The sequence below is a fragment of the Cupriavidus gilardii genome (assembly GCF_008801915.1).
Taxonomy (GTDB): Bacteria; Pseudomonadota; Gammaproteobacteria; order Burkholderiales; family Burkholderiaceae; genus Cupriavidus; species Cupriavidus gilardii.
In genome coordinates, this window is sequence record NZ_VZOV01000006.1 from 49,653 (window position 1) to 68,066 (window position 18,414).

Annotated in this window: 16 protein-coding genes and 1 tRNA gene; 13 read left to right on the forward strand and 4 right to left on the reverse strand. The window is 67.5% G+C overall.

All coding sequences use genetic code 11. From position 1 onward, the window contains the following. Positions 1–165 precede the first annotated feature (165 nt). The 3 genes from F7Q96_RS09920 (at position 166) to dxs (ending at position 3,340) form a co-directional block, all read left to right on the forward strand. Positions 166–450, forward strand: a complete 285-nt coding sequence (locus tag F7Q96_RS09920; protein WP_053822237.1) for an exodeoxyribonuclease VII small subunit — start codon at positions 166–168, stop codon at positions 448–450. Then, positions 447–1,331, forward strand: a complete 885-nt coding sequence (locus tag F7Q96_RS09925) for a polyprenyl synthetase family protein (RefSeq protein ID WP_053822236.1) — start codon at positions 447–449, stop codon at positions 1,329–1,331. The genes F7Q96_RS09920 and F7Q96_RS09925 overlap by 4 nt, the downstream gene beginning before the upstream one ends. Positions 1,332–1,402: 71 nt before the next feature. Next, entirely contained in the window at positions 1,403–3,340 is a 1,938-nt protein-coding gene (gene dxs / locus F7Q96_RS09930; protein WP_053822235.1) for a 1-deoxy-D-xylulose-5-phosphate synthase, read from the forward strand. Positions 3,341–3,407: 67 nt separating this feature from the next. Here dxs and F7Q96_RS26800 read toward each other — a convergent pair whose 3' ends face one another. Next, positions 3,408–3,548, reverse strand: coding sequence for a hypothetical protein (locus F7Q96_RS26800; RefSeq protein ID WP_158507263.1), 141 nt, complete (start codon positions 3,546–3,548; stop codon positions 3,408–3,410). Between F7Q96_RS26800 and folE2 the strand changes: the two genes are divergently transcribed. Beyond that, positions 3,547–4,350, forward strand: a complete 804-nt coding sequence (folE2, locus tag F7Q96_RS09935) for a GTP cyclohydrolase FolE2 (RefSeq protein WP_053822234.1) — start codon at positions 3,547–3,549, stop codon at positions 4,348–4,350. The genes F7Q96_RS26800 and folE2 overlap by 2 nt on opposite strands. A 145-nt stretch (positions 4,351–4,495) precedes the next feature. Here the strand turns inward: folE2 and tsaD are convergent, their stop codons facing one another. Beyond that, a complete protein-coding gene (gene tsaD / locus F7Q96_RS09940; protein ID WP_053822233.1) occupies positions 4,496–5,530 on the reverse strand; it encodes a tRNA (adenosine(37)-N6)-threonylcarbamoyltransferase complex transferase subunit TsaD in 1,035 nt (344 codons plus the stop codon). Between the two features lie 230 nt (positions 5,531–5,760). On the opposite strand from tsaD, the gene F7Q96_RS09945 reads away from it, so the two are divergent. The 9 genes from F7Q96_RS09945 to F7Q96_RS09985 all read left to right on the forward strand — a co-directional run bounded on the left by F7Q96_RS09945 (position 5,761) and on the right by F7Q96_RS09985 (position 16,489). Continuing rightward, the gene (locus F7Q96_RS09945) at positions 5,761–7,002 is read left to right on the forward strand and encodes a BaiN/RdsA family NAD(P)/FAD-dependent oxidoreductase (RefSeq protein ID WP_151022581.1); all 1,242 of its coding nucleotides are present in this window, start codon (positions 5,761–5,763) and stop codon (positions 7,000–7,002) included. 70 nt (positions 7,003–7,072) lie between these two features. Continuing rightward, positions 7,073–7,285: a 30S ribosomal protein S21 gene (gene rpsU / locus F7Q96_RS09950; RefSeq protein WP_006576196.1), complete on the forward strand. Its 213-nt coding sequence runs from the start codon at positions 7,073–7,075 to the stop codon at positions 7,283–7,285. A 152-nt stretch (positions 7,286–7,437) separates the two neighbouring features. Further along, a complete protein-coding gene (locus F7Q96_RS09955) occupies positions 7,438–7,887 on the forward strand; it encodes a GatB/YqeY domain-containing protein (protein ID WP_053822232.1) in 450 nt (149 codons plus the stop codon). A 188-nt stretch (positions 7,888–8,075) separates the two neighbouring features. After that, positions 8,076–9,887 carry a DNA primase gene (gene dnaG, locus F7Q96_RS09960; RefSeq protein WP_053822231.1) on the forward strand — a complete coding sequence of 604 codons (1,812 nt, stop codon included), beginning with the start codon at positions 8,076–8,078 and terminating at the stop codon, positions 9,885–9,887. 216 nt (positions 9,888–10,103) lie between these two features. Next, entirely contained in the window at positions 10,104–12,683 is a 2,580-nt protein-coding gene (gene rpoD, locus F7Q96_RS09965) for an RNA polymerase sigma factor RpoD (protein ID WP_144425818.1), read from the forward strand. A gap of 59 nt (positions 12,684–12,742) precedes the next feature. Beyond that, positions 12,743–12,821: transfer RNA gene (locus F7Q96_RS09970), tRNA-Ile, on the forward strand. Positions 12,822–12,956: 135 nt separating this feature from the next. Beyond that, on the forward strand, positions 12,957–13,175 hold the full coding sequence (locus tag F7Q96_RS09975) for a KTSC domain-containing protein (RefSeq protein WP_053822229.1): 219 nt from the start codon (positions 12,957–12,959) through the stop codon (positions 13,173–13,175). Continuing rightward, entirely contained in the window at positions 13,172–13,963 is a 792-nt protein-coding gene (locus F7Q96_RS09980; protein WP_226994751.1) for a CPBP family intramembrane glutamic endopeptidase, read from the forward strand. Before F7Q96_RS09975 ends, F7Q96_RS09980 begins: the two co-directional genes overlap by 4 nt. 144 nt (positions 13,964–14,107) lie before the next feature. Continuing rightward, entirely contained in the window at positions 14,108–16,489 is a 2,382-nt protein-coding gene (locus F7Q96_RS09985) for a DNA polymerase II (protein ID WP_053822228.1), read from the forward strand. 57 nt (positions 16,490–16,546) lie between these two features. Here the strand turns inward: F7Q96_RS09985 and F7Q96_RS09990 are convergent, their stop codons facing one another. After that, complete coding sequence (locus F7Q96_RS09990) at positions 16,547–17,233, reverse strand: hydrolase (protein ID WP_053822227.1); 687 nt, start codon at positions 17,231–17,233, stop codon at positions 16,547–16,549. Between the two features lie 170 nt (positions 17,234–17,403). Continuing rightward, positions 17,404–18,357: a LysR family transcriptional regulator gene (locus F7Q96_RS09995; RefSeq protein ID WP_053822226.1), complete on the reverse strand. Its 954-nt coding sequence runs from the start codon at positions 18,355–18,357 to the stop codon at positions 17,404–17,406. Positions 18,358–18,414: the final 57 nt, after the last annotated feature.

Genomic DNA, 18,414 nt, shown 5'->3' on the forward strand with positions numbered 1-18,414 from the left:
TTTTGGCGCGACCGCAAACATTGGTCGGCTATAAAGTGGCGTTTTATCCTCATGCGGAGCGAGTGCGGCCCGGTGTGCCGACCCCGCCGCGCCGACCCCTCCATCGGTTCGGGCTTGGGCCGGGCGATTTGCCGTAAAATCGCGGTTTCTGGATCGAAACCCCATATGCCAAAGACAACCACCGTGCCGGCCGGCGACGGCGACCAGCTTCCCGCCAGCGCGCCGCCGGCCTCGTACGAGGCCGCCATGGCCGAGCTCGAAGCGCTGGTCACCAGCATGGAAAGCGGGGCGCTGCCGCTCGAGGAATCGCTGGCGGCCTACCGGCGCGGTGCCGAACTGGTCAAGTATTGCCAGCAGATGCTCGAACGCATCGAGCAGCAGGTCAAGGTGCTGGAGGGCGATGCGCTCAAGCCCCTGGCCGACCCGGCCAGCCAGGCAGACACCGAATGACCGCCTTCGCGCAGTGGATGCAGGACCGCGCCGCCCGTACCGAGGCGGCGCTGGCGGCCGCGTTGCCGGCGGCGGAGCGGCTGCCGGCGCGCCTGCACGAGGCGATGCGCTACGCGGCGATGGGCGGCGGCAAGCGGGTGCGCCCGCTGCTGGTCCATGCGGCCGGCGAGGTCGGCGGCGCCGACCCGAGCGCCTGCGATGCGGCGGCCTGCGCGGTCGAGATGATCCACGCCTATTCGCTGGTGCACGACGACATGCCGTGCATGGACGACGACGACCTGCGCCGTGGCCGGCCGACCGTGCACAAGGCCTATGACGAGGCCACCGCGCTGCTGGTCGGCGATGCGCTGCAGACCCAGGCGTTCATCGTGCTGGCCGAGACCGATACGCTCGAGCCCGCGGCGCGGCTGCGGCTGGTCGGCGAGCTGGCGCGCGCCTCGGGGTCGGCCGGCATGGCCGGCGGCCAGGCCATCGATCTGCAGCATGTCGGGCAGCCGATGTCGCTGGATCAGCTCGAGACGATGCATCGGATGAAGACCGGCGCATTGCTGCGCGCCAGCATCCGCATGGGTGCGCTGTGCGGCCGCATCGACGAGGCAGGACTGGCGGCGCTGGACCGCTACGCCGCCGCGATCGGTTTGGCGTTCCAGGTGGTAGACGATATTCTGGACGTTACCGCCGATACCGCCACACTGGGCAAGACCGCCGGCAAGGACGCCGAGCAGCACAAGCCGACCTATGTGTCGCTGCTGGGCCTGGAACCGGCCCGCGAGCTGGCCGCCCGGCTGCGCGACGACGCCCGCAAGGCGCTGGCGGAATTCGGCGACCGCGCGGCAAGGCTGGCGGACCTGGCCGACCTGATCGTGCTGCGCACGCATTGACGGCGCGCCGCGCGACCGATCGCCGTAAAACGACGAGCCGGACGGGAGAATCCGGCGGCAGGACGGATACCATGACTTACGCATTGCTCAATACCATCGACGACCCCGCGGACCTGCGCAAGCTCGACCGCCGCCAGCTGACCACGCTGGCCGACGAACTGCGCGCCTTCGTGCTGGAGTCGGTCTCGCAGACCGGCGGCCACCTGTCGTCGAATCTCGGCACGGTCGAGCTGACGATCGCGCTGCACTATGTGTTCGACACCCCGGTGGACCGGCTGGTGTGGGACGTCGGCCATCAAAGCTATCCGCACAAGATCCTGACCGGGCGGCGCGAGCGCATGAACACGCTGCGCCAGTGGAATGGCATCTCGGGCTTTCCCCGCCGCAGCGAGAGCGAGTACGACACCTTCGGCACCGCGCACTCGTCGACCTCGATCTCGGCCGCGCTCGGCATGGCGCTGGGCGCCCGCACGCTGGGCGAGCAGCGCGTGTCGATCGCGGTGATCGGCGACGGCGCGATGACCGCCGGCATGGCGTTCGAGGCGATGAACAACGCCGGCGTCTACAAGGACCTGCCGCTGGTGGTGGTGCTGAACGACAACGACATGTCGATCTCGCCGCCGGTCGGCGCGCTGAACCGGCATCTGGCGCGCCTGCTCAGCGGCCAGTTCTATGCGGCAACCAAGAAGGGCATCGAGCGCGTGCTGTCGGTCGCGCCGCCGGTGCTCGAATTCGCCAAGCGCTTCGAGGAACATGCCAAGGGCATGGTGGTGCCGGCGACGCTGTTCGAGGAGTTCGGCTTCAACTACATCGGGCCGATCGACGGCCACGATCTCGATTCGCTGGTGCCGACGCTGCAGAACATCCGGCGCCGCGCGCTCGAGGGCGCCGGCCCGCAGTTCCTGCATGTCGTCACCAAGAAGGGCCAGGGCTACAAGCTGGCCGAGGCCGATCCGATCCTCTATCACGGCCCGGGCAAGTTCAATCCGGCCGAGGGCATCCGCCCGGCCGCCAAGCCGGCGCGCAAGACCTATACGCAGGTATTCGGCGAATGGCTGTGCGACCAGGCCGCGGCCGATCCGCGGCTGATCGGCATCACGCCGGCGATGCGCGAAGGCTCGGGGCTGGTCGAGTTCGAGCAGCGTTTCCCGGACCGCTACTACGACGTGGGCATCGCCGAGCAGCATGCGGTGACCTTCGCCGGCGGCATGGCGTGCGAGGGCCTGAAGCCCGTGGTCGCGATCTACTCGACGTTCCTGCAGCGCGGTTACGACCAGCTGATCCACGACGTCGCGCTGCAGAACCTGCCGGTGGTGTTCGCACTGGACCGCGCAGGACTGGTCGGCGCCGATGGCGCGACGCACGCGGGTGCCTACGATATTGCCTACCTGCGCTGCATCCCCAACATGATGGTGATGACGCCGGCGGACGAGAACGAGTGCCGCCAGCTGCTGAGCACGGCCTTCGCGCAGGACTGCCCGACCGCGGTGCGCTATCCGCGCGGCGCCGGCCCGGGCGTGGCCACGGCGGCCTCGCTGGAGACGCTGCCGGTCGGCAAGGGCGAGATGCGGCGCAGCTGCGGCGCGCGCGCCGGCCAGCGGGTCGCCGTGCTGGCCTTCGGCTCGATGCTGCATCCCGCGCTGGGGGCGGCCGACAGGCTCGACGCCGCGGTGGCCAACATGCGCTTCGTCAAGCCGCTCGACGTGGAGCTGGTCAAGACGCTGGCGCGCGAGCACGACTACCTGGTCACGGTGGAGGAGGGCGTGGTGATGGGCGGCGCCGGCAGCGCGGTGCTCGAGGCGCTGGCCGCGGCCGGCATCGAGATCCCGGTGCTGCAGCTGGGTCTGCCCGACCACTTCATCGACCACGGCGATCCCGCCTTCCTGCTGTCGCAATGCGGCCTCGATGCGGCCGGCATCGAACGCTCGGTGCGCGAGCGATTCGGCCTGACGGCGCCCGCTGCCGCCCCCGCTTCCACCGCATCCGCGGCGGCGACCAAGGCCGCCTGAGCGGTCGTCCGCACGCCCCCGCACCGGCGGCTGCAAGCCCGGTGCGGGCGGCATCACCCGAATTCCCTTAGAATCGCTGGTTTTCGTGTTCGCAGCTGCGGGCTGGCGCCGCCGTGTTTTCCGGCGCGCCCGTGGTTTCACACTCGTTGCGCGGCAAGGTGACTGCGAAGATGCCGCGACCGTAAAGGAAACCGAGGAAATCCGTCATGAATGACATCAATCCGGCCTTCGTGATGCCCGATGTGCAATCGAGCCTGGACACGCGCCAGATCCCGATCCAGCGCGTGGGCGTGCGCGGCGTGCGCTATCCGCTCACGATGCGTACTCCCGGCGGCGTGCATCCGACCGTCGGCACCTTCAATCTCGACGTGCATCTGCCCGCCGACCAGAAGGGCACCCACATGTCGCGTTTCGTCGCGCTGCTCGAGGACGAGCGCGAGCCGCTGGACCTGGCCGCGTTCCGCGCGTTGGTGGGCAAGATGCTGCAGCGGCTCGAAGCGCAGGCCGGCCGCATCGAGGTCACGTTCCCGTATTTCATCAACAAGATCGCGCCGGTGTCCGGCGTCGCTTCGCTGATGGACTACGAAGTCACGCTGATCGGCGAAGCGCGCGATGGCGTCACCAAGGTCTGGCTGAAGGCGCTGGTGCCGGTCACCAGCCTGTGCCCGTGCTCGAAGAAGATCTCGCAGTACGGCGCGCACAATCAGCGCTCGCACATCACGATGTGCGTCGAGCTGGCCGCCGATCTGCCGGTGGAGACGCTTGTGCGGATGGCCGAGGAAGAGGCTTCGTGCGAGCTGTGGGGTTTGCTCAAGCGTCCGGACGAGAAATACGTGACGGAGCGCGCCTACGAGAACCCGAAGTTCGTCGAGGACCTGGTGCGCGATATCGCGATGCGGCTCAATGCCGACGAGCGCATCGTGGCCTACGTGCTCGAGGCGGAGAACTTCGAGTCGATCCACAACCACAGCGCGTATGCGGTGATCGAGCGCGACAAGCGGCTGAGCTAGTTGCCGAACCTGTCGTCCCCGCGCACGCGGCGACCCGGGGATTTCAAACGACCGCATGCGCGGGAACGACGACGCCACCCCATGGGTGGCGTTTTTTTTGTCCCGCGTAGTTTTGTCCCGCGTAGTCAGGTGTCCAGCGCGCGGATCAATGTGCCGCCGGCAGCCGCAGATCCGCCAGGTCCCAGCGCGGCGTGACGCCGTAGCCGTACTCGCGCTGCGCCAGTTGCGGCGCGGCCTGCAGCCGCATTGCGCCGGCAAAGGCGATCATCGCGCCGTTGTCGGTGCAGAAGGCCAGGTCCGGATAGAAGACCTGCGCGCGGCGCCTGGCCGCCAGTTCGTCGAGCCGCTCGCGCAGTTGCCGGTTGGCGCCGACGCCGCCGGCGACCACCAGCCGCTTGTGGCCGGTCGCCTTCAGCGCCGCCATCGACTTGGCCGCGAGCACGTCGACGATCGCGTCGACGAAGGCGCGCGCGAGGTTGGCGCGGTCCTGCTCGCAGATATTGCCCAGCTTGCGCGCCTGCGTCAGCACGGCGGTCTTCAGGCCGGCGAACGAGAAATCCAGATTGCCCGAATGCAGCATCGGCCGGGGCAGCTCGTACGCGCCCGGCAGGCCGAACTCGGCCAGCCGAGACACTTCCGGCCCGCCCGGATAGCCCAGGCCGAGCAGCTTGGCGGTCTTGTCGAAGGCCTCGCCCGCCGCGTCATCCAGCGTCTCGCCGAGCAGCGCGTAGTCGCCGATGCCGCGCACTTCCATCAGCTGCGTGTGGCCGCCCGATACCAGCAGCGCAACGAAGGGGAAGGCGGGCGGATTCGGCGTCAGCAGCGGCGACAGCAGATGGCCCTCCAGATGGTGGACGCCGAGCATCGGCACATCGAGGGCGAATCCCAGCGCGTTGGCTACCGAGGCGCCGACCAGCAGTGCGCCGGCCAGTCCCGGGCCCTGCGTGAAGGCGATCGCGTCGATATCGCCGCGCTGGCGTCCGGCTTCGTCCAGCACCTGCTGCAGCAACGGCAGCACGCGGCGGATATGGTCGCGCGACGCGAGCTCCGGCACCACGCCGCCGTAGTCGCGATGCATCGCGATCTGCGAGTGCAGCGCGTGCGCGAGCAGGCCGGCCTCGGTGTCGTAGAGGGCCAGGCCGGTTTCGTCACAGGAGGATTCGATGCCGAGAACGAGCATGGTGTGGAGCGGGATGGAAGCGGCGCCGAAGTCCAGCGCAAGCGGCTGCGGCGCAAAGCCTGCGAGGGTAGCACAGCGGGCCGCGGCGCGCTTTTCGCTACAATCGCCGATTCTTCAGCAGGATCGTCATGTCAGAGTCGCACTCAGCAGCGCAGCCCGCGGCGCACCCATTATCGCGCCGGCCGTCGCCGTCGTCGTCATCGTCCGGGGCCGGACGTTACGACGTCGCCGTGCTCGGCGCCGGGGCGGCGGGCATGATGTGTGCCGCGGTGGCGGGCCAGCAGGGCGCCCGCGTGGTGCTGATCGACCATGCCACGCGGCTCGCCGAGAAGATCCGCATCTCCGGCGGCGGGCGCTGCAATTTCACCAATCTGCACGCCGGTCCGGCCAATTACCTGTCCGACAACCCGCATTTCTGCCGCTCGGCGCTGGCGCGCTATACGCCCCAGGACTTCCTTGCGCTGATGCGGCGCCATCAGATCGACTGGCACGAAAAGCATCGCGGCCAGCTGTTCTGCAACGACAGCGCCGAGCAGGTCATCGAGATGCTGCGTGCCGAGTGTGGTGCGGGCCAGGTGCACTGGCGCATCGGCTGCACGGTTGCCGAGGTCCGGCGCGAAGGGGACGATTTCTTGTTGCTGACGCCCGACGGCCCGGTGCGGGCGGGCGCCCTGGTCGTCGCGACCGGCGGGCTGTCGATCCCCAAGATCGGCGCCACCGATTTCGGCTACCGGATCGCCCGCCAGTTCGGCCTGCCGGTGGTCGAAACCCGGCCCGCGCTGGTGCCGCTGACTTTCGATGGCGCTGCCTGGCAGCCCTTTGCACCGCTGGCCGGGTTGTCCAGGGAGGTCGATATCGCGACCGGCAAGGGCAAGGAGGCCGGCGCCTTTCGCGAGGACCTGCTGTGGACGCACCGCGGGCTGTCCGGCCCGGCGGTGCTGCAGATCTCGAGCTATTGGCGTCCCGGCACGCCGATCACGATCGATCTGTTCGAGGGCGAGGATGCGGCGGCGTGGCTGCTCGAGGCCAAGAACGGCACCCGCAAGCATCTGGGCAATCTGCTGGCCGCGCGCATGCCGGCGCGGCTCGCCGACGCCTGGTGCCGCGCCGCCGGACTCGATGCGGCGAAGTTGCCGCACGATCTGCCGGACAAGGCGCTGCGCAAGCTGGGCGAGGCGCTGAACCGCTGGCAGCTGGTGCCCTCCGGTACCGAGGGCTATCGCAAGGCCGAGGTCACGCGCGGCGGCGTCGATACGCGCGCGCTGTCGTCCAGCACGATGATGGCGCGCTCGGTGCCGAACCTGTACTTCATCGGCGAGGTCGTCGATGTCACCGGGTGGCTCGGTGGCTACAATTTCCAGTGGGCCTGGGCGTCCGGCGTGGCCGCGGGAAAGGCGGTCGCGCAGAACGCCCGGAGCGACGCCGAGGCTTCCGGGACGCGGCCGGTTCTCGGTGGTAAACCGGAGAAGTAAACCGGCACGCTTGACGAATTTCGTGCTAGACTCCAAGTCTTCGTAAAACCGCTAACTCCTTTTTTGGCACATGACCACGATTCGCCTCAAAGAAAACGAGCCGTTTGAAGTTGCGATGCGTCGCTTCAAGCGCACCATCGAAAAGAACGGTTTGATTACTGAACTGCGGGCGCGCGAGTTTTATGAAAAGCCGACGGCAGAGCGGAAGCGCAAGAAGGCGGCGGCGGTGAAGCGCCACTACAAGCGCATTCGCAGCCAGATGCTGCCGAAGAAGCTGTACTGATCGACCGGTCGATCGGCTGAACGCCTTTCCGCGTCAGCATCCAGACCCGCTGTGGGCCTCGCTCCGGCGGGTTTTTGTGTTGGTGCTCCGCCTCCCTGTTCGCCCTCGCTCGTTGCCGTTTTGTGCTGACGAGTCCACCTGGAAAGATTGCCATGTCCCTCAAGCAACGAATCACCGATGACATGAAGGCCGCCATGCGGGCGCGCGAGTCGGAGCGGCTCGGCACGATCCGGCTGCTGCTGGCGGCGATCAAGCAGCGTGAAGTCGACGAGCGGACGGAACTGGACGACGCTGCCGTGCTGGCGGTGGTCGAGAAGCTGATCAAGCAGCGCAAGGATTCGATCTCGCAGTTCCAGCAGGCTGGCCGCACCGACCTGGTCGACAAGGAGAGCGCCGAGCTGGAGGTGCTGCAGGTCTACATGCCGGCTGCGCTGTCCGACGCCGAAGTGGCAGCCGAAGTCGCCAACGCGGTGGCGGAGAGCGGCGCCGCGGGTCCGCAGGACATGGGCAAGGTCATGGCCCTGTTGAAGGGCCGGCTGGCGGGCCGTGCCGATATGAGTGCCGTGTCGGCCCAGGTCAAGGCCGCCTTGACCGGCAAATAGCGCGCAGCGCCGGCGCGATCGCAATGCCGCAGCCCAGCATAGTGGCAATATAGTCACAAATTTCTGGCAAGCTGCGATCGACGCACTACAATAATTTCACTCTTCGCCGGGTGAGACACCGCCCGGCTTGCATTTCTACAAGGCCGCCCGAAGTTCGCGGCGGCCGCGTCGTCAGGACGGCCAACCGGGTGATTCCGCAATCCTTCATTCAGGACCTGCTGAACCGCGTCGATATCGTCGATGTGGTGGGCAAGTATGTCCAGCTGAAGAAGGGCGGCGCGAACTTCATGGGGCTCTGCCCCTTCCATAACGAGAAGTCACCATCGTTCACAGTGTCGCCGGCCAAGCAGTTCTACCATTGCTTCGGCTGCGGCGCGCATGGGTCGGCCATCGGCTTCCTGATGGAGTATTCCGGGCAGAGCTATCCCGATGCGGTGCGCGAACTGGCGCAGTCGGTGGGCCTGACCGTCCCGGAGGAGCGCGACCGGCTGCCGCCGGCCCAGCGTGCCGAGCAGCAGGCGAAGTCGCTGGCGCTGTCCGACGCGATGACGCGGGCCAGCGAGTTCTATCGCCGCCAGTTGCGCGGGGCGCCGGCGGCGATCCAGTACCTGAAGGGCCGCGGCCTGACCGGCGAGATTGCGGCGCAGTTCGGCCTGGGCTACGCTCCGGACGACTGGCAGGGTCTGGAGCCGGTGTTCGGCAGCTATCGCGACGATGCCATCGCGGGCCCGCTGATCGAGGCCGGCCTGCTGATCGAGAGTGAGAAGCGCGACGCCGACGGCAAGCCGCGCCGCTACGACCGCTTTCGCGACCGCATCATGTTCCCGATCCGCAATACCAAGGGGCAGGTGATCGGCTTCGGCGGCCGCGTGATGGGGCAGGGCGAGCCGAAGTATCTGAATTCGCCCGAAACGCCGCTGTTCAGCAAGGGCACCGAGCTGTACGGCCTGTTCGAGGCGCGGCATGCGATCCGGGAAACCGGCTATGTGCTGGTGGTCGAAGGCTATATGGACGTGGTGGCGCTGGCGCAACTGGGATTTGCCAACGCGGTCGCCACGCTGGGCACCGCCTGCACGCCCGTACACGTGCAGAAGCTGCTGCGCCAGACCGACGCGGTGGTGTTCTCGTTCGACGGCGATGCCGCCGGGCGCCGTGCCGCGCGCCGCGCGCTGGAGGCGTGCCTGCCCTATGTCGCCGACAACAAGACCATCCGCTTCCTGTTCCTGCCCGCCGAGCACGACCCCGACAGCTACGTCCGCGAGGAAGGCACCGAGGCCTTCGCCGCGCAGGTGCGCGATGCGATGCCGCTGTCGCGCTTCCTGCTGCAGTGCGTGACCGAGGAGCAGGATCTGCGGCAACCGGAAGGACGTGCGCGTGCGCAATACGAGGCCAAGCCGCTGCTCAAGGCGATGCCGCCCGGCGGCCTGCGCCTGCAGATCGTGCGCGAGCTGGCCGAGGCCACCGGTACCACACCGGCCGAGATCGAGGCGGTGTGTGGGCTGGGCAGCGATGCCGCGCGCGTCGGCCGCTTCGCGCAGCCGCGCGCGCGGGCGCGTCGGCAGGCGCCGGCGGGGCTGGAACAGCGCGTGCTGCAGCTGCTGATGCGCTATCCGGCGCTGTCGGCGCGGCTCGACGACGATGCGCGCGCGCTGCTGCTCGATGCCGAGGCCGGCGGATCCGAGGTGCTGGCCCATCTGGTCGCCAGCTGCGACGCCTTGCAGGGCGAGGTCAACTTCGCCGCCTTCAGCGAGCAGCTGGCGCAGTCGCCGTTCGCCGACGTCTATGCCAATGTGCGCGCCGGGGTGCTGCGCGAGGACATCGACGAGGAGCCGGCGACGCTGGAGTTCGACGCGGCGATCGCCAAGCTGCTGGTCGAGCCGCTGCAGCGCGAGTTGGCGCAGTTGCAGTCGGCGGTCGAGAACGGCACGGCGGACGAGGCGGGCAAGACGCGCATGCGCTGGCTGATCGCGGAGATCCACCGGCGCAAGCGGCTTGGTTGAAAAACGGAATTCGGCCGCCATACCGGAAACAGGTATGCGGCCAGGTGGCAGAAGGACAGCATAAACAAGGCAAAGTCCGTCGGTTTTGGGCTTAAGCCTTGATTTTTCAGGTGAAAACCTCACCTGTCGGGAAGGCCGGCTAGTGGCGACGTGCTACAATAGCCGGTTTGGATTGCGAAATCTTTCTCTCCAGTTCTGGTGAAAGTGAGCGTGCCAATGGCAAAGGCCAAAGCAACCGAAAAGGTTTCCACTAAGGCTCCCCGAGCGGGGAGCGGCAAGGCGTCGATACAAGCGACCGCGGCGGAAAAGCCCGCCGCGCGATCTGCGACGCAAGCCAGGTCTGCGCCAGCCAAGTCCGCGCGTCCCGCCAAGGCGGCCGCAACGACGACACCCACCAGAACCCGCGCATCCGAGAAACAGCCCTCGACTTCGGCACGCGAGAGCGGCAAGAACGCCAATGCAAGCGCGAGCGCAAGCGCGCATACGGCAACAGCGGGCGGCAAACGTGCCGCATCCGAACCTGTTAAAGGCAAGAGTATCCCCGTGGCGAAACAGCAGAACACCGAAGTCGAGAGCAAGCGAACGGCAGCCGCCGGCGCCAAGACCGCCAGCGCCAAGTCCGGCGCCACCGCGGCGGCGTCCAAGGCGCGCGCCGCCACCACCGCACCCGTAGCATCCCAGCGTCCCGCTGCGGCCGCCGCCCCGGAGCCGAAGAAGCGCGGCCGCAAGCCCAAGGCCGAGATGCTGCAAGACGACAGCCATACTGACGACGTGAACGACGAGCTTTACGAAGACGACACGCGTGCCGCCGCGCCGGCGGCCGCTCCGAAGACCGAGAAGCAGAAGGCCAAGGACCGCAAGGCCAAGGAAAAGGCGCTGCTCAAGGAGTTCGCCTCGGCCCAGCAGGGCACCGAGGAAGAGCTCGAGGCGCGCCGCCAGAAGCTCAAGGCGCTGATCAAGCTGGGCAAGTCGCGCGGCTACCTGACCTACGCCGAGATCAACGATCACCTGCCGGACGACATGGTCGATTCGGAAACGATCGACACGCTGGTCGCGACGCTCAACGACATCGGCATCGCCGTCTACGAGCAGGCGCCCGACGCCGAGACGCTGCTGCTCAACGACAATGCCCCGTCGGCCACCAGCGAGGAAGAGGCCGAGGAAGAGGCCGAAGCCGCGCTGTCGACGGTCGACTCCGAATTCGGCCGCACCACCGACCCGGTCCGCATGTACATGCGCGAGATGGGTACCGTCGAGCTGCTGACCCGCGAAGGCGAGATCGAGATCGCCAAGCGGATCGAGGCCGGCCTGAAGGACATGGTGATGGCGATCTCGGCCTGCCCGGTCACGATCTCCGAGATTCTGGCGCACGCCGAGCGCGTCGCCAATGACGAGATCAAGATCGACGAGTTCGTCGACGGCCTGATCGATCCGAATGCCGAGGAAGCGGTCGAGGAAGTCGGCGTGACGCCGGCGGCCGCCGCTGCCTCGGACGACGAGGAACTGGAATCGGACGACGAGGAAGCCGACGAGGACGAGGACGACGACGCCGCCGGCGGCGGTGCCTCGGCACGCCAGCTGGAAGAGCTCAAGGTCGCCGCGCTGGAGAAATTCCGCGTGATCGCCGACCAGTTCGACAAGATGCGCCGCGCCTTCGAGAAGGAAGGCTACAAGTCCAAGCCTTACATCAAGGCGCAGGAAGCGATCCAGAACGAACTGATGGGCATCCGCTTCACCGCCCGCAACGTCGAGCGCCTGTGCGACACGCTGCGTGGCCAGGTCGACGAAGTGCGCAAACTGGAACGCGCGATCCTGAACATCGTGGTCGACAAGTGCGGCATGCCGCGCGCCGACTTCGTGGCCCGGTTCCCGGGCAACGAGACCAACCTGGACTGGATCCACACGGTCGTCGCCGACAACAAGCCGTATAGCCCGATCGTCGAGCGCAACGTGCCGGCCGTGCACGAACTGCAGCAGAAGCTGATCGACCTGCAGGCGCGCGTGGTGCTGCCGCTGAAGGAACTGAAGGAAGTCAACCGCAAGATGTCCGAGGGCGAGAAGCGCGCCCGCGAGGCCAAGCGCGAGATGACCGAGGCCAACCTGCGTCTGGTGATCTCGATCGCCAAGAAGTACACCAACCGCGGCCTGCAGTTCCTCGACCTGATCCAGGAAGGCAACATCGGCCTGATGAAGGCGGTGGACAAGTTCGAATATCGCCGCGGCTACAAGTTCTCGACCTACGCGACCTGGTGGATCCGTCAGGCCATCACGCGTTCGATCGCCGATCAGGCGCGCACCATCCGTATCCCGGTGCACATGATCGAGACGATCAACAAGATGAACCGCATCTCGCGCCAGATCCTGCAGGAAACCGGCAACGAGCCGGATCCAGCGACGCTGGCCGAGAAGATGGAGATGCCCGAGGACAAGATCCGCAAGATCATGAAGATCGCCAAGGAGCCGATCTCGATGGAAACGCCGATCGGCGACGACGACGACTCCCATCTGGGCGACTTCATCGAGGACACCAACACGCTGGCGCCCGCCGAGGCCGCGCTGCACGGCTCGATGCGAGACGTGGTCAAGGACGTGCTCGACTCGCTGACGCCGCGCGAAGCCAAGGTGCTGCGCATGCGCTTCGGCATCGAAATGAGCACCGACCACACGCTGGAAGAGGTCGGCAAGCAGTTCGATGTCACCCGTGAACGGATCCGCCAGATCGAGGCCAAGGCACTGCGCAAGCTGCGCCACCCGAGCCGCTCCGACAAGCTGAAGAGCTTCCTGGAAGGCAGCTGATAGAACTGGATTGACCGCCGCATGTTTCCGAAGTAGAGCGGCGGTTCGAATCGGTTTCGGGGCCTCTAGCTCATGCCTGGTTAGAGCAGTGGACTCATAATCCATTGGTGCCGTGTTCGACTCACGGGAGGCCCACCACTGTAGTAAAAAGGGGTTACGTGCAAACGTAACCCCTTTTTGTTGGTGCTCCGTCATTGGCTCCGTCATTGGCTTCGGCACTGGCCTGAGCACTGGCTTGAGCACTACCTTCGGCACCGGATGAGAACGACAGCCATGCACCTCGATCCCGTCGAATCGTCCGTCGTGGCCGCCATCGGCTACGACTACCGCAAGCGCGTACTTGGCATCGAGTTCGTCAGCGGCAAGCTCTACCACTATCTCGACGTCCCGGCCAGCGTGTACCGCGATTTCATGGACGCCGACTCCAAGGGCGGATACTTCAACGACTACATCCTCGGCGCCTACGAATACGAGCCCATCCGCGAACCATGATGCAGACCCACGCGATCGACACGAAGCGAACCCCCGAGCGGACCGCTCAGCGAACCCTGAACCGCCGCCTCTTTCTCCTGACCTGGTGTGCCGGCCTTCCAGGCGTGATCGTCATGGCCTGGCTGGGCGTGCCGGTGCTGCTGCAGCACCAGGCCCTTCCCGTGCCGATGTGGATGGTGAGCCTGGCCAGCGGCGTGCAGAGCGCGCTGTTGCTCGCGCTGGCGGCCTTCGCCGGTGCCCGGCTCGCCGGCAAGGCCGGGCTGCGGGCGCCGGCCATGGCCGAGCTGGCGGCGGGCCGGGCGCCGTGGGGCGCGTTGCGTCCGCAGTGCTTGCCGGGCTTGATAGGAGGCCTGCTTGCCGGCGTATTGCTGTGGGGTTTGATCGCGACCGCGCCGCAAGCGGCGGCGCCGATTCACGGCGCGACGATGCCGCTGGCCGTGCGGCTGCTGTACGGCGGCGTGACCGAGGAAGTCCTGGTCCGATGGGGGCTGATGAGCCTGCTGGTGTGGGCGCTGTGGCGCGTATTCCGACGCGGTGCCGCCAACCCCGGCGCGGGGCTGGCCTGGATCGCGATCGCGCTCGGCGCGGTGGTGTTCGGCCTCGCGCATCTGCCCGCCGCGGCAGGGCTGGCCGGAGCGCTGACGTGGCCGGTCGTGCTGCATCTGACCGCGGCCAACGCGGCCTTCGGTGTGATCGCGGGCTTCCTGTTCTGGCGCTACGGCCTCGAGGCGGCGATCTTTGCCCACGTGGTGGCGCACCTGACGCTGGCCGCGATGGTCGGCAGGTAAGCGGCAGGCGAGCGGCAGGCGAGCGGCAGGTCAGCGGCAGGTCAGCGTCCCTCGGCCGACGAAGCCCCATGTTAGACTCGCCGCCGATCCCCGGCCGCATGCGCCGGCGACGTCCAGATTCCGACCCTTCCCCGACACCCCACCGTGGTCCCGCCGCAGCACGGCTTCATCCTGACCCGCCATTGGCACGACACGCCGGCCGGCACCGAGATCGAAATCTGGTTGGTCACCGATGACGGTCCGCGGCGCCTGCGCCTGCCGCCGCAGCCGTGCGTCGCCTTCATTCCCGAGGAACAGCAGCCGCGCGCCGATGCCTTGCTGCGCGGCGAGCCGCAGGTCGAGCTCAAGCCGCTGGCGCTGAAGGACTTCCGCCTGCGTCCGGTCACCGGCGTCTATTGCCGACACTACCGGCAGCTGCTTCGCATCGAGAAGACGCTGCGGCAGGCCGGCATCGACGTCTACGAGGCCGACATCCGTCCGCCAGAGCGCTATCTGATGGAGCGCTTCATCACCGCGCCGGTGCAGTTTTCCGGGCGGGCCGACGCCGACGGCGCGCTGGTCGACGTGCAGATCAAGCCCGCCGCCAGCTACCGCCCGCGGCTGCGCTGCGTGTCGCTCGATATCGAGACCAGCATGCAGGGCGACCTCTATTCGATCGCGCTGGAAGGCTGCGGCGACCGCACGGTGCTGATGCTTGGCCCGCCGACCGGCAGCGATGCCGGCACGCCAGATCCCCGCGTCGATTTCCACCTCGCATATTGCGACAGCCCCGCCGACATGCTGCACCGGCTGATCGCCTGGTTCGACCGCCATGACCCTGACGCGATCATCGGCTGGAACCTGGTCCAGTTCGACCTGCGCGTGCTGCGCCAGCATGCCGAGCAGTGGAAGGTGCCGCTGCGCCTGGGCCGCGGCGGCGCGCCGCTCGAATGGCGGCAGCACGGCACGCGCGAGCACCATTACTTCGCCGCGCTGCCGGGCCGGCTGATCATCGACGGCATCGAGGCGATGCGCTCGGCGACCTGGAGCTTCGCCTCGTTCAGCCTGGAGTTCGTCGCGCGTTCGCTGCTGGGCGAGGGCAAGGACATCGACGATCCGTACGACCGCATGGATGCGATCGACCGCATGTTCGCGACCGACAAGGCTGCGCTGGCGCGCTACAACCTGAAGGACTGCGAGCTGGTCACGCGCATCTTCCACAAGGCCGAGCTGCTGCAGTTCCTGCTGGACCGCGCCACGGTCACGGGCCTGGAGGCCGATCGCAGCGGCGGCTCGGTGGCCGCCTTCACGCATCTGTATCTGCCGCGCATGCATCGGCTCGGCTATGTCGCGCCGAACCTGGGCGACCAGCCGGAGCAGGCCAGTCCCGGCGGCTTCGTGATGGACTCGCGCCCCGGGCTGTACGACTCGGTGCTGGTGCTCGACTACAAGAGCCTGTATCCGTCGATCATCCGTACCTTCCTGATCGATCCGGTCGGGCTGGTCGAGGGCATGCACAGCGACGAGTCGGCCGCCACGGTGCCGGGCTTTCGCGGCGCGCGCTTCTCGCGCGTCAGCCACGCGCTGCCGGCCATCGTCGCCGAGATCTGGCAGGGCCGCGATGCCGCCAAGCGCGACGGCAACAAGCCGCTGTCGCAGGCACTGAAGATCATCATGAACGCGTTCTACGGCGTGCTCGGCTCGACCGGCTGCCGCTTCTTCGATGCGCGGCTGGCCTCGTCGATCACGATGCGCGGCCACGAGATCATGCGCAGGACGCGCGAGCTGGTCGAGGAACGCGGCTATACCGTGATCTACGGCGATACCGATTCGACCTTCGTCGCGCTCGGCCACCGCCACGCCGACGAGGAGGCGGACCGCATCGGCCGCGAGCTGGTCGCGCACATCAACGGCTGGTGGCGCGAGCACCTGCGCGCGGCATACGGCCTCGACAGCGCGCTGGAGATCCAGTACGAGACCCACTACCGGCGCTTCCTGATGCCGACCGTGCGCGGCGCCGAGGACGGCAGCAAGAAGCGCTATGCAGGGCTGGTGCGCGGCGCGGACGGCAGCGAGCAGATGGTGTTCAAGGGCCTGGAGGCGGTGCGCACCGACTGGTCGCCGCTGGCGCAGGCGTTCCAGCAGGAGCTGTATCGGCGCATCTTCCAGGGCGAGCCGTATGCCGACTATGTGCGCGATTACGTCGCGAAGCTGCTGAGCGGCGAGCTCGATGCGCTGCTGGTCTATCGCAAGCGCCTGCGCCGGCAGCTGGACGACTACCAGCGCAACGTGCCGCCGCATGTGCGCGCGGCGCGCGTCGCCGACGACTTCAACCGCGAGCGGGGCCGGCCGCTGCAATACCGGCAGGGCGCGTGGATCCAGTACGTGATGACGATCGCGGGGCCGGAACCGCTGGAAGTGCGCCGGGCCCCGATCGACTACGACCACTATCTGACCCGGCAGCTGCAGCCGGTCGCCGACGCGATCCTGCCCTTCGTCGGCGACGCCTTCGACAACGTGGTCAGCCGGCAGCTGGGGCTGTTCTGACTGTTCCAGCCGCCGGCGCGGCGTCGCGTCGGTTCAGGCGTTCGGTCGTTCGGACGTTCAGTTCGCCGCCACCGGCGCGATCGACTCGTGCGGCGTGGCGGTGCGCTGCGCGGCCTTGTGGACCATCGTGTAGGCGTAGTCGATGCCCATGCCGTAGGCGCCCGAATGTTGCTGCGCCAGGCCGATCACGGCGTCGTAGGTGCCGCGGCGCGCCCAGTCGCGCTGCCATTCCAGTGCGACCTGCTGCCAGGTCACCGGCACCACGCCGGCCTGGATCATCCGCTGCATCGCGTAGTCGTGCGCTTCCTTCGATGTGCCGCCCGATGCGTCCGCCACCATGTAGATCTCGTAGTCGCCTTCGAGCATCGCGCTCAGCGCGAAGGTGGTGTTGCAGACCTCGGTCCACAGTCCCGCCACCACCACCTTGCGGCGGCCGTTGGCCTTCAGTGCGTCGCGCACCTTCTGGTCGTCCCACGAGTTCATCGAGGTCCGCTCGAGCGTCTTCTGGTTCGGAAACACATCGAGCAGTTCGGGATAGGTGTAGCCCGAGAACGATTCGCTCTCGACCGTGGTGATGACGGTCGGAATCTCGAAGATCTTCGCAGCCTTGGCCAGGCCCACCACGTTGTTCTTCATCAGCTGGCGGTCCATCGACTGCACGCCGAAGGCCATCTGCGGTTGGTGGTCGATGATGATCAGCTGGCTGTTTTCCGGGGTCAGGACTTCGAGCTTCGGGTTCGACATGATGGTTCCTTTGGTGATATTTGGTGAAATTCGTTGAATCCTTCGCGGCGCGCCTTGCTTCGGTGTCGTGCTGCGATGGGGTGAACTATACGGACCAAAGGAACGAGAAAGCCGGCCAGTTTGCGAAACAGTTATTCAGTATTTTTGAATTACGATCCGGGCCGCTTGCATCAGGAGCCGGCGCGGGCGTCAGCGGCCGTGCCGTCCCGCAGCGTCGCTCCCGGCCATTTCCCTTCGCGCACCAGCGCGCGCGCGACATCGGTCAGCACCACGCGCGCGGCCAATGCGGCGGGGGACAGCTCGTCGTCGTTGAGGCTGACCAGCAGGTTCGGCCGGACCGCGCGCTCGTCGAGCAGCGGCACGCTGGCGAGCCGGTCGCTGTGGGTGCGGGCCAGCGCCGCGCCGGGCTGGATGGTCGCGCCCAGACCTCCTTGTACCGCGTCCATCAGCACCGCTAGCCCATCGACCTCGGCGACGATGCGCGGCTGCGCTCTGGCTTCGTGAAAGCAGCTCGTCACCAGTGCGCGCAGGCCATGCGTGCCGCTGGGCAGCACCAGCGGCAGACTGGCCAGCGAGGCCATCGCGACGCCTTCGCCGTCGGGCATGCCGGCCAGCGAGCGCACGCCGATCACGAACAGCCGCTCGTCGAGCAGCGGTTGCACGGTCCAGCGCTGCGCGGGTTCGTCGTTGAACAGCATCGCCAGATCGATCTGGCGGGCGTTCAGCATCGAAGCGAGATAGCCCGACAGGCTTTCGACCATGCGCAGCCGCACGTCCGGGTAGCGCTCGGCCATTGCGCGCATGAAGGGCAGGCCGAGCACGCTGGCGGTGGTGGGGGCCAGCCCGACGCTGACATGGCCGGACAGGCGCGCGTGCCGCGCGGCCTCCGCGGCATCGTCGATATGCCGCAGCGCCAGTTGCGCCTGGCGCCAGAAGGCGAGGCCGGCATCGGTCGGCACCACGCCACTGGAGGTCCGCTGCAGCAGCCGCGTCGACAGTTCGCTCTCGAGTCGGCTGATCTGCTGGCTCAGCGCCGAGGTGACGACGCCCAGTTCGAGCGCCGCCTTGCCCATGCTGCCGTGCTGCACCACGGTGACGAAGTAGCGCAGTTGTCTGAGTTCCATGCCGGATCCGCCGTGATGCTGTTCAAAGGCCGAATGGTAGCGAAGATGCCGATCAAC

Coding starts and splice junctions, on each gene's coding strand:
- F7Q96_RS09920 (WP_053822237.1), top strand. CDS start 166: ATGCCAAAGACAACCACCGTGCCGGCCGGCGACGGCGACCAGCTTCCC.
- F7Q96_RS09925 (WP_053822236.1), top strand. CDS start 447: ATGACCGCCTTCGCGCAGTGGATGCAGGACCGCGCCGCCCGTACCGAG.
- dxs (WP_053822235.1), top strand. CDS start 1,403: ATGACTTACGCATTGCTCAATACCATCGACGACCCCGCGGACCTGCGC.
- folE2 (WP_053822234.1), top strand. CDS start 3,547: ATGAATGACATCAATCCGGCCTTCGTGATGCCCGATGTGCAATCGAGC.
- F7Q96_RS26800 (WP_158507263.1), bottom strand. CDS start 3,548: ATGACGGATTTCCTCGGTTTCCTTTACGGTCGCGGCATCTTCGCAGTC.
- tsaD (WP_053822233.1), bottom strand. CDS start 5,530: ATGCTCGTTCTCGGCATCGAATCCTCCTGTGACGAAACCGGCCTGGCC.
- rpsU (WP_006576196.1), top strand. CDS start 7,073: ATGACCACGATTCGCCTCAAAGAAAACGAGCCGTTTGAAGTTGCGATG.
- F7Q96_RS09955 (WP_053822232.1), top strand. CDS start 7,438: ATGTCCCTCAAGCAACGAATCACCGATGACATGAAGGCCGCCATGCGG.
- rpoD (WP_144425818.1), top strand. CDS start 10,104: ATGGCAAAGGCCAAAGCAACCGAAAAGGTTTCCACTAAGGCTCCCCGA.
- F7Q96_RS09975 (WP_053822229.1), top strand. CDS start 12,957: ATGCACCTCGATCCCGTCGAATCGTCCGTCGTGGCCGCCATCGGCTAC.
- F7Q96_RS09980 (WP_226994751.1), top strand. CDS start 13,172: ATGATGCAGACCCACGCGATCGACACGAAGCGAACCCCCGAGCGGACC.
- F7Q96_RS09990 (WP_053822227.1), bottom strand. CDS start 17,233: ATGTCGAACCCGAAGCTCGAAGTCCTGACCCCGGAAAACAGCCAGCTG.
- F7Q96_RS09995 (WP_053822226.1), bottom strand. CDS start 18,357: ATGGAACTCAGACAACTGCGCTACTTCGTCACCGTGGTGCAGCACGGC.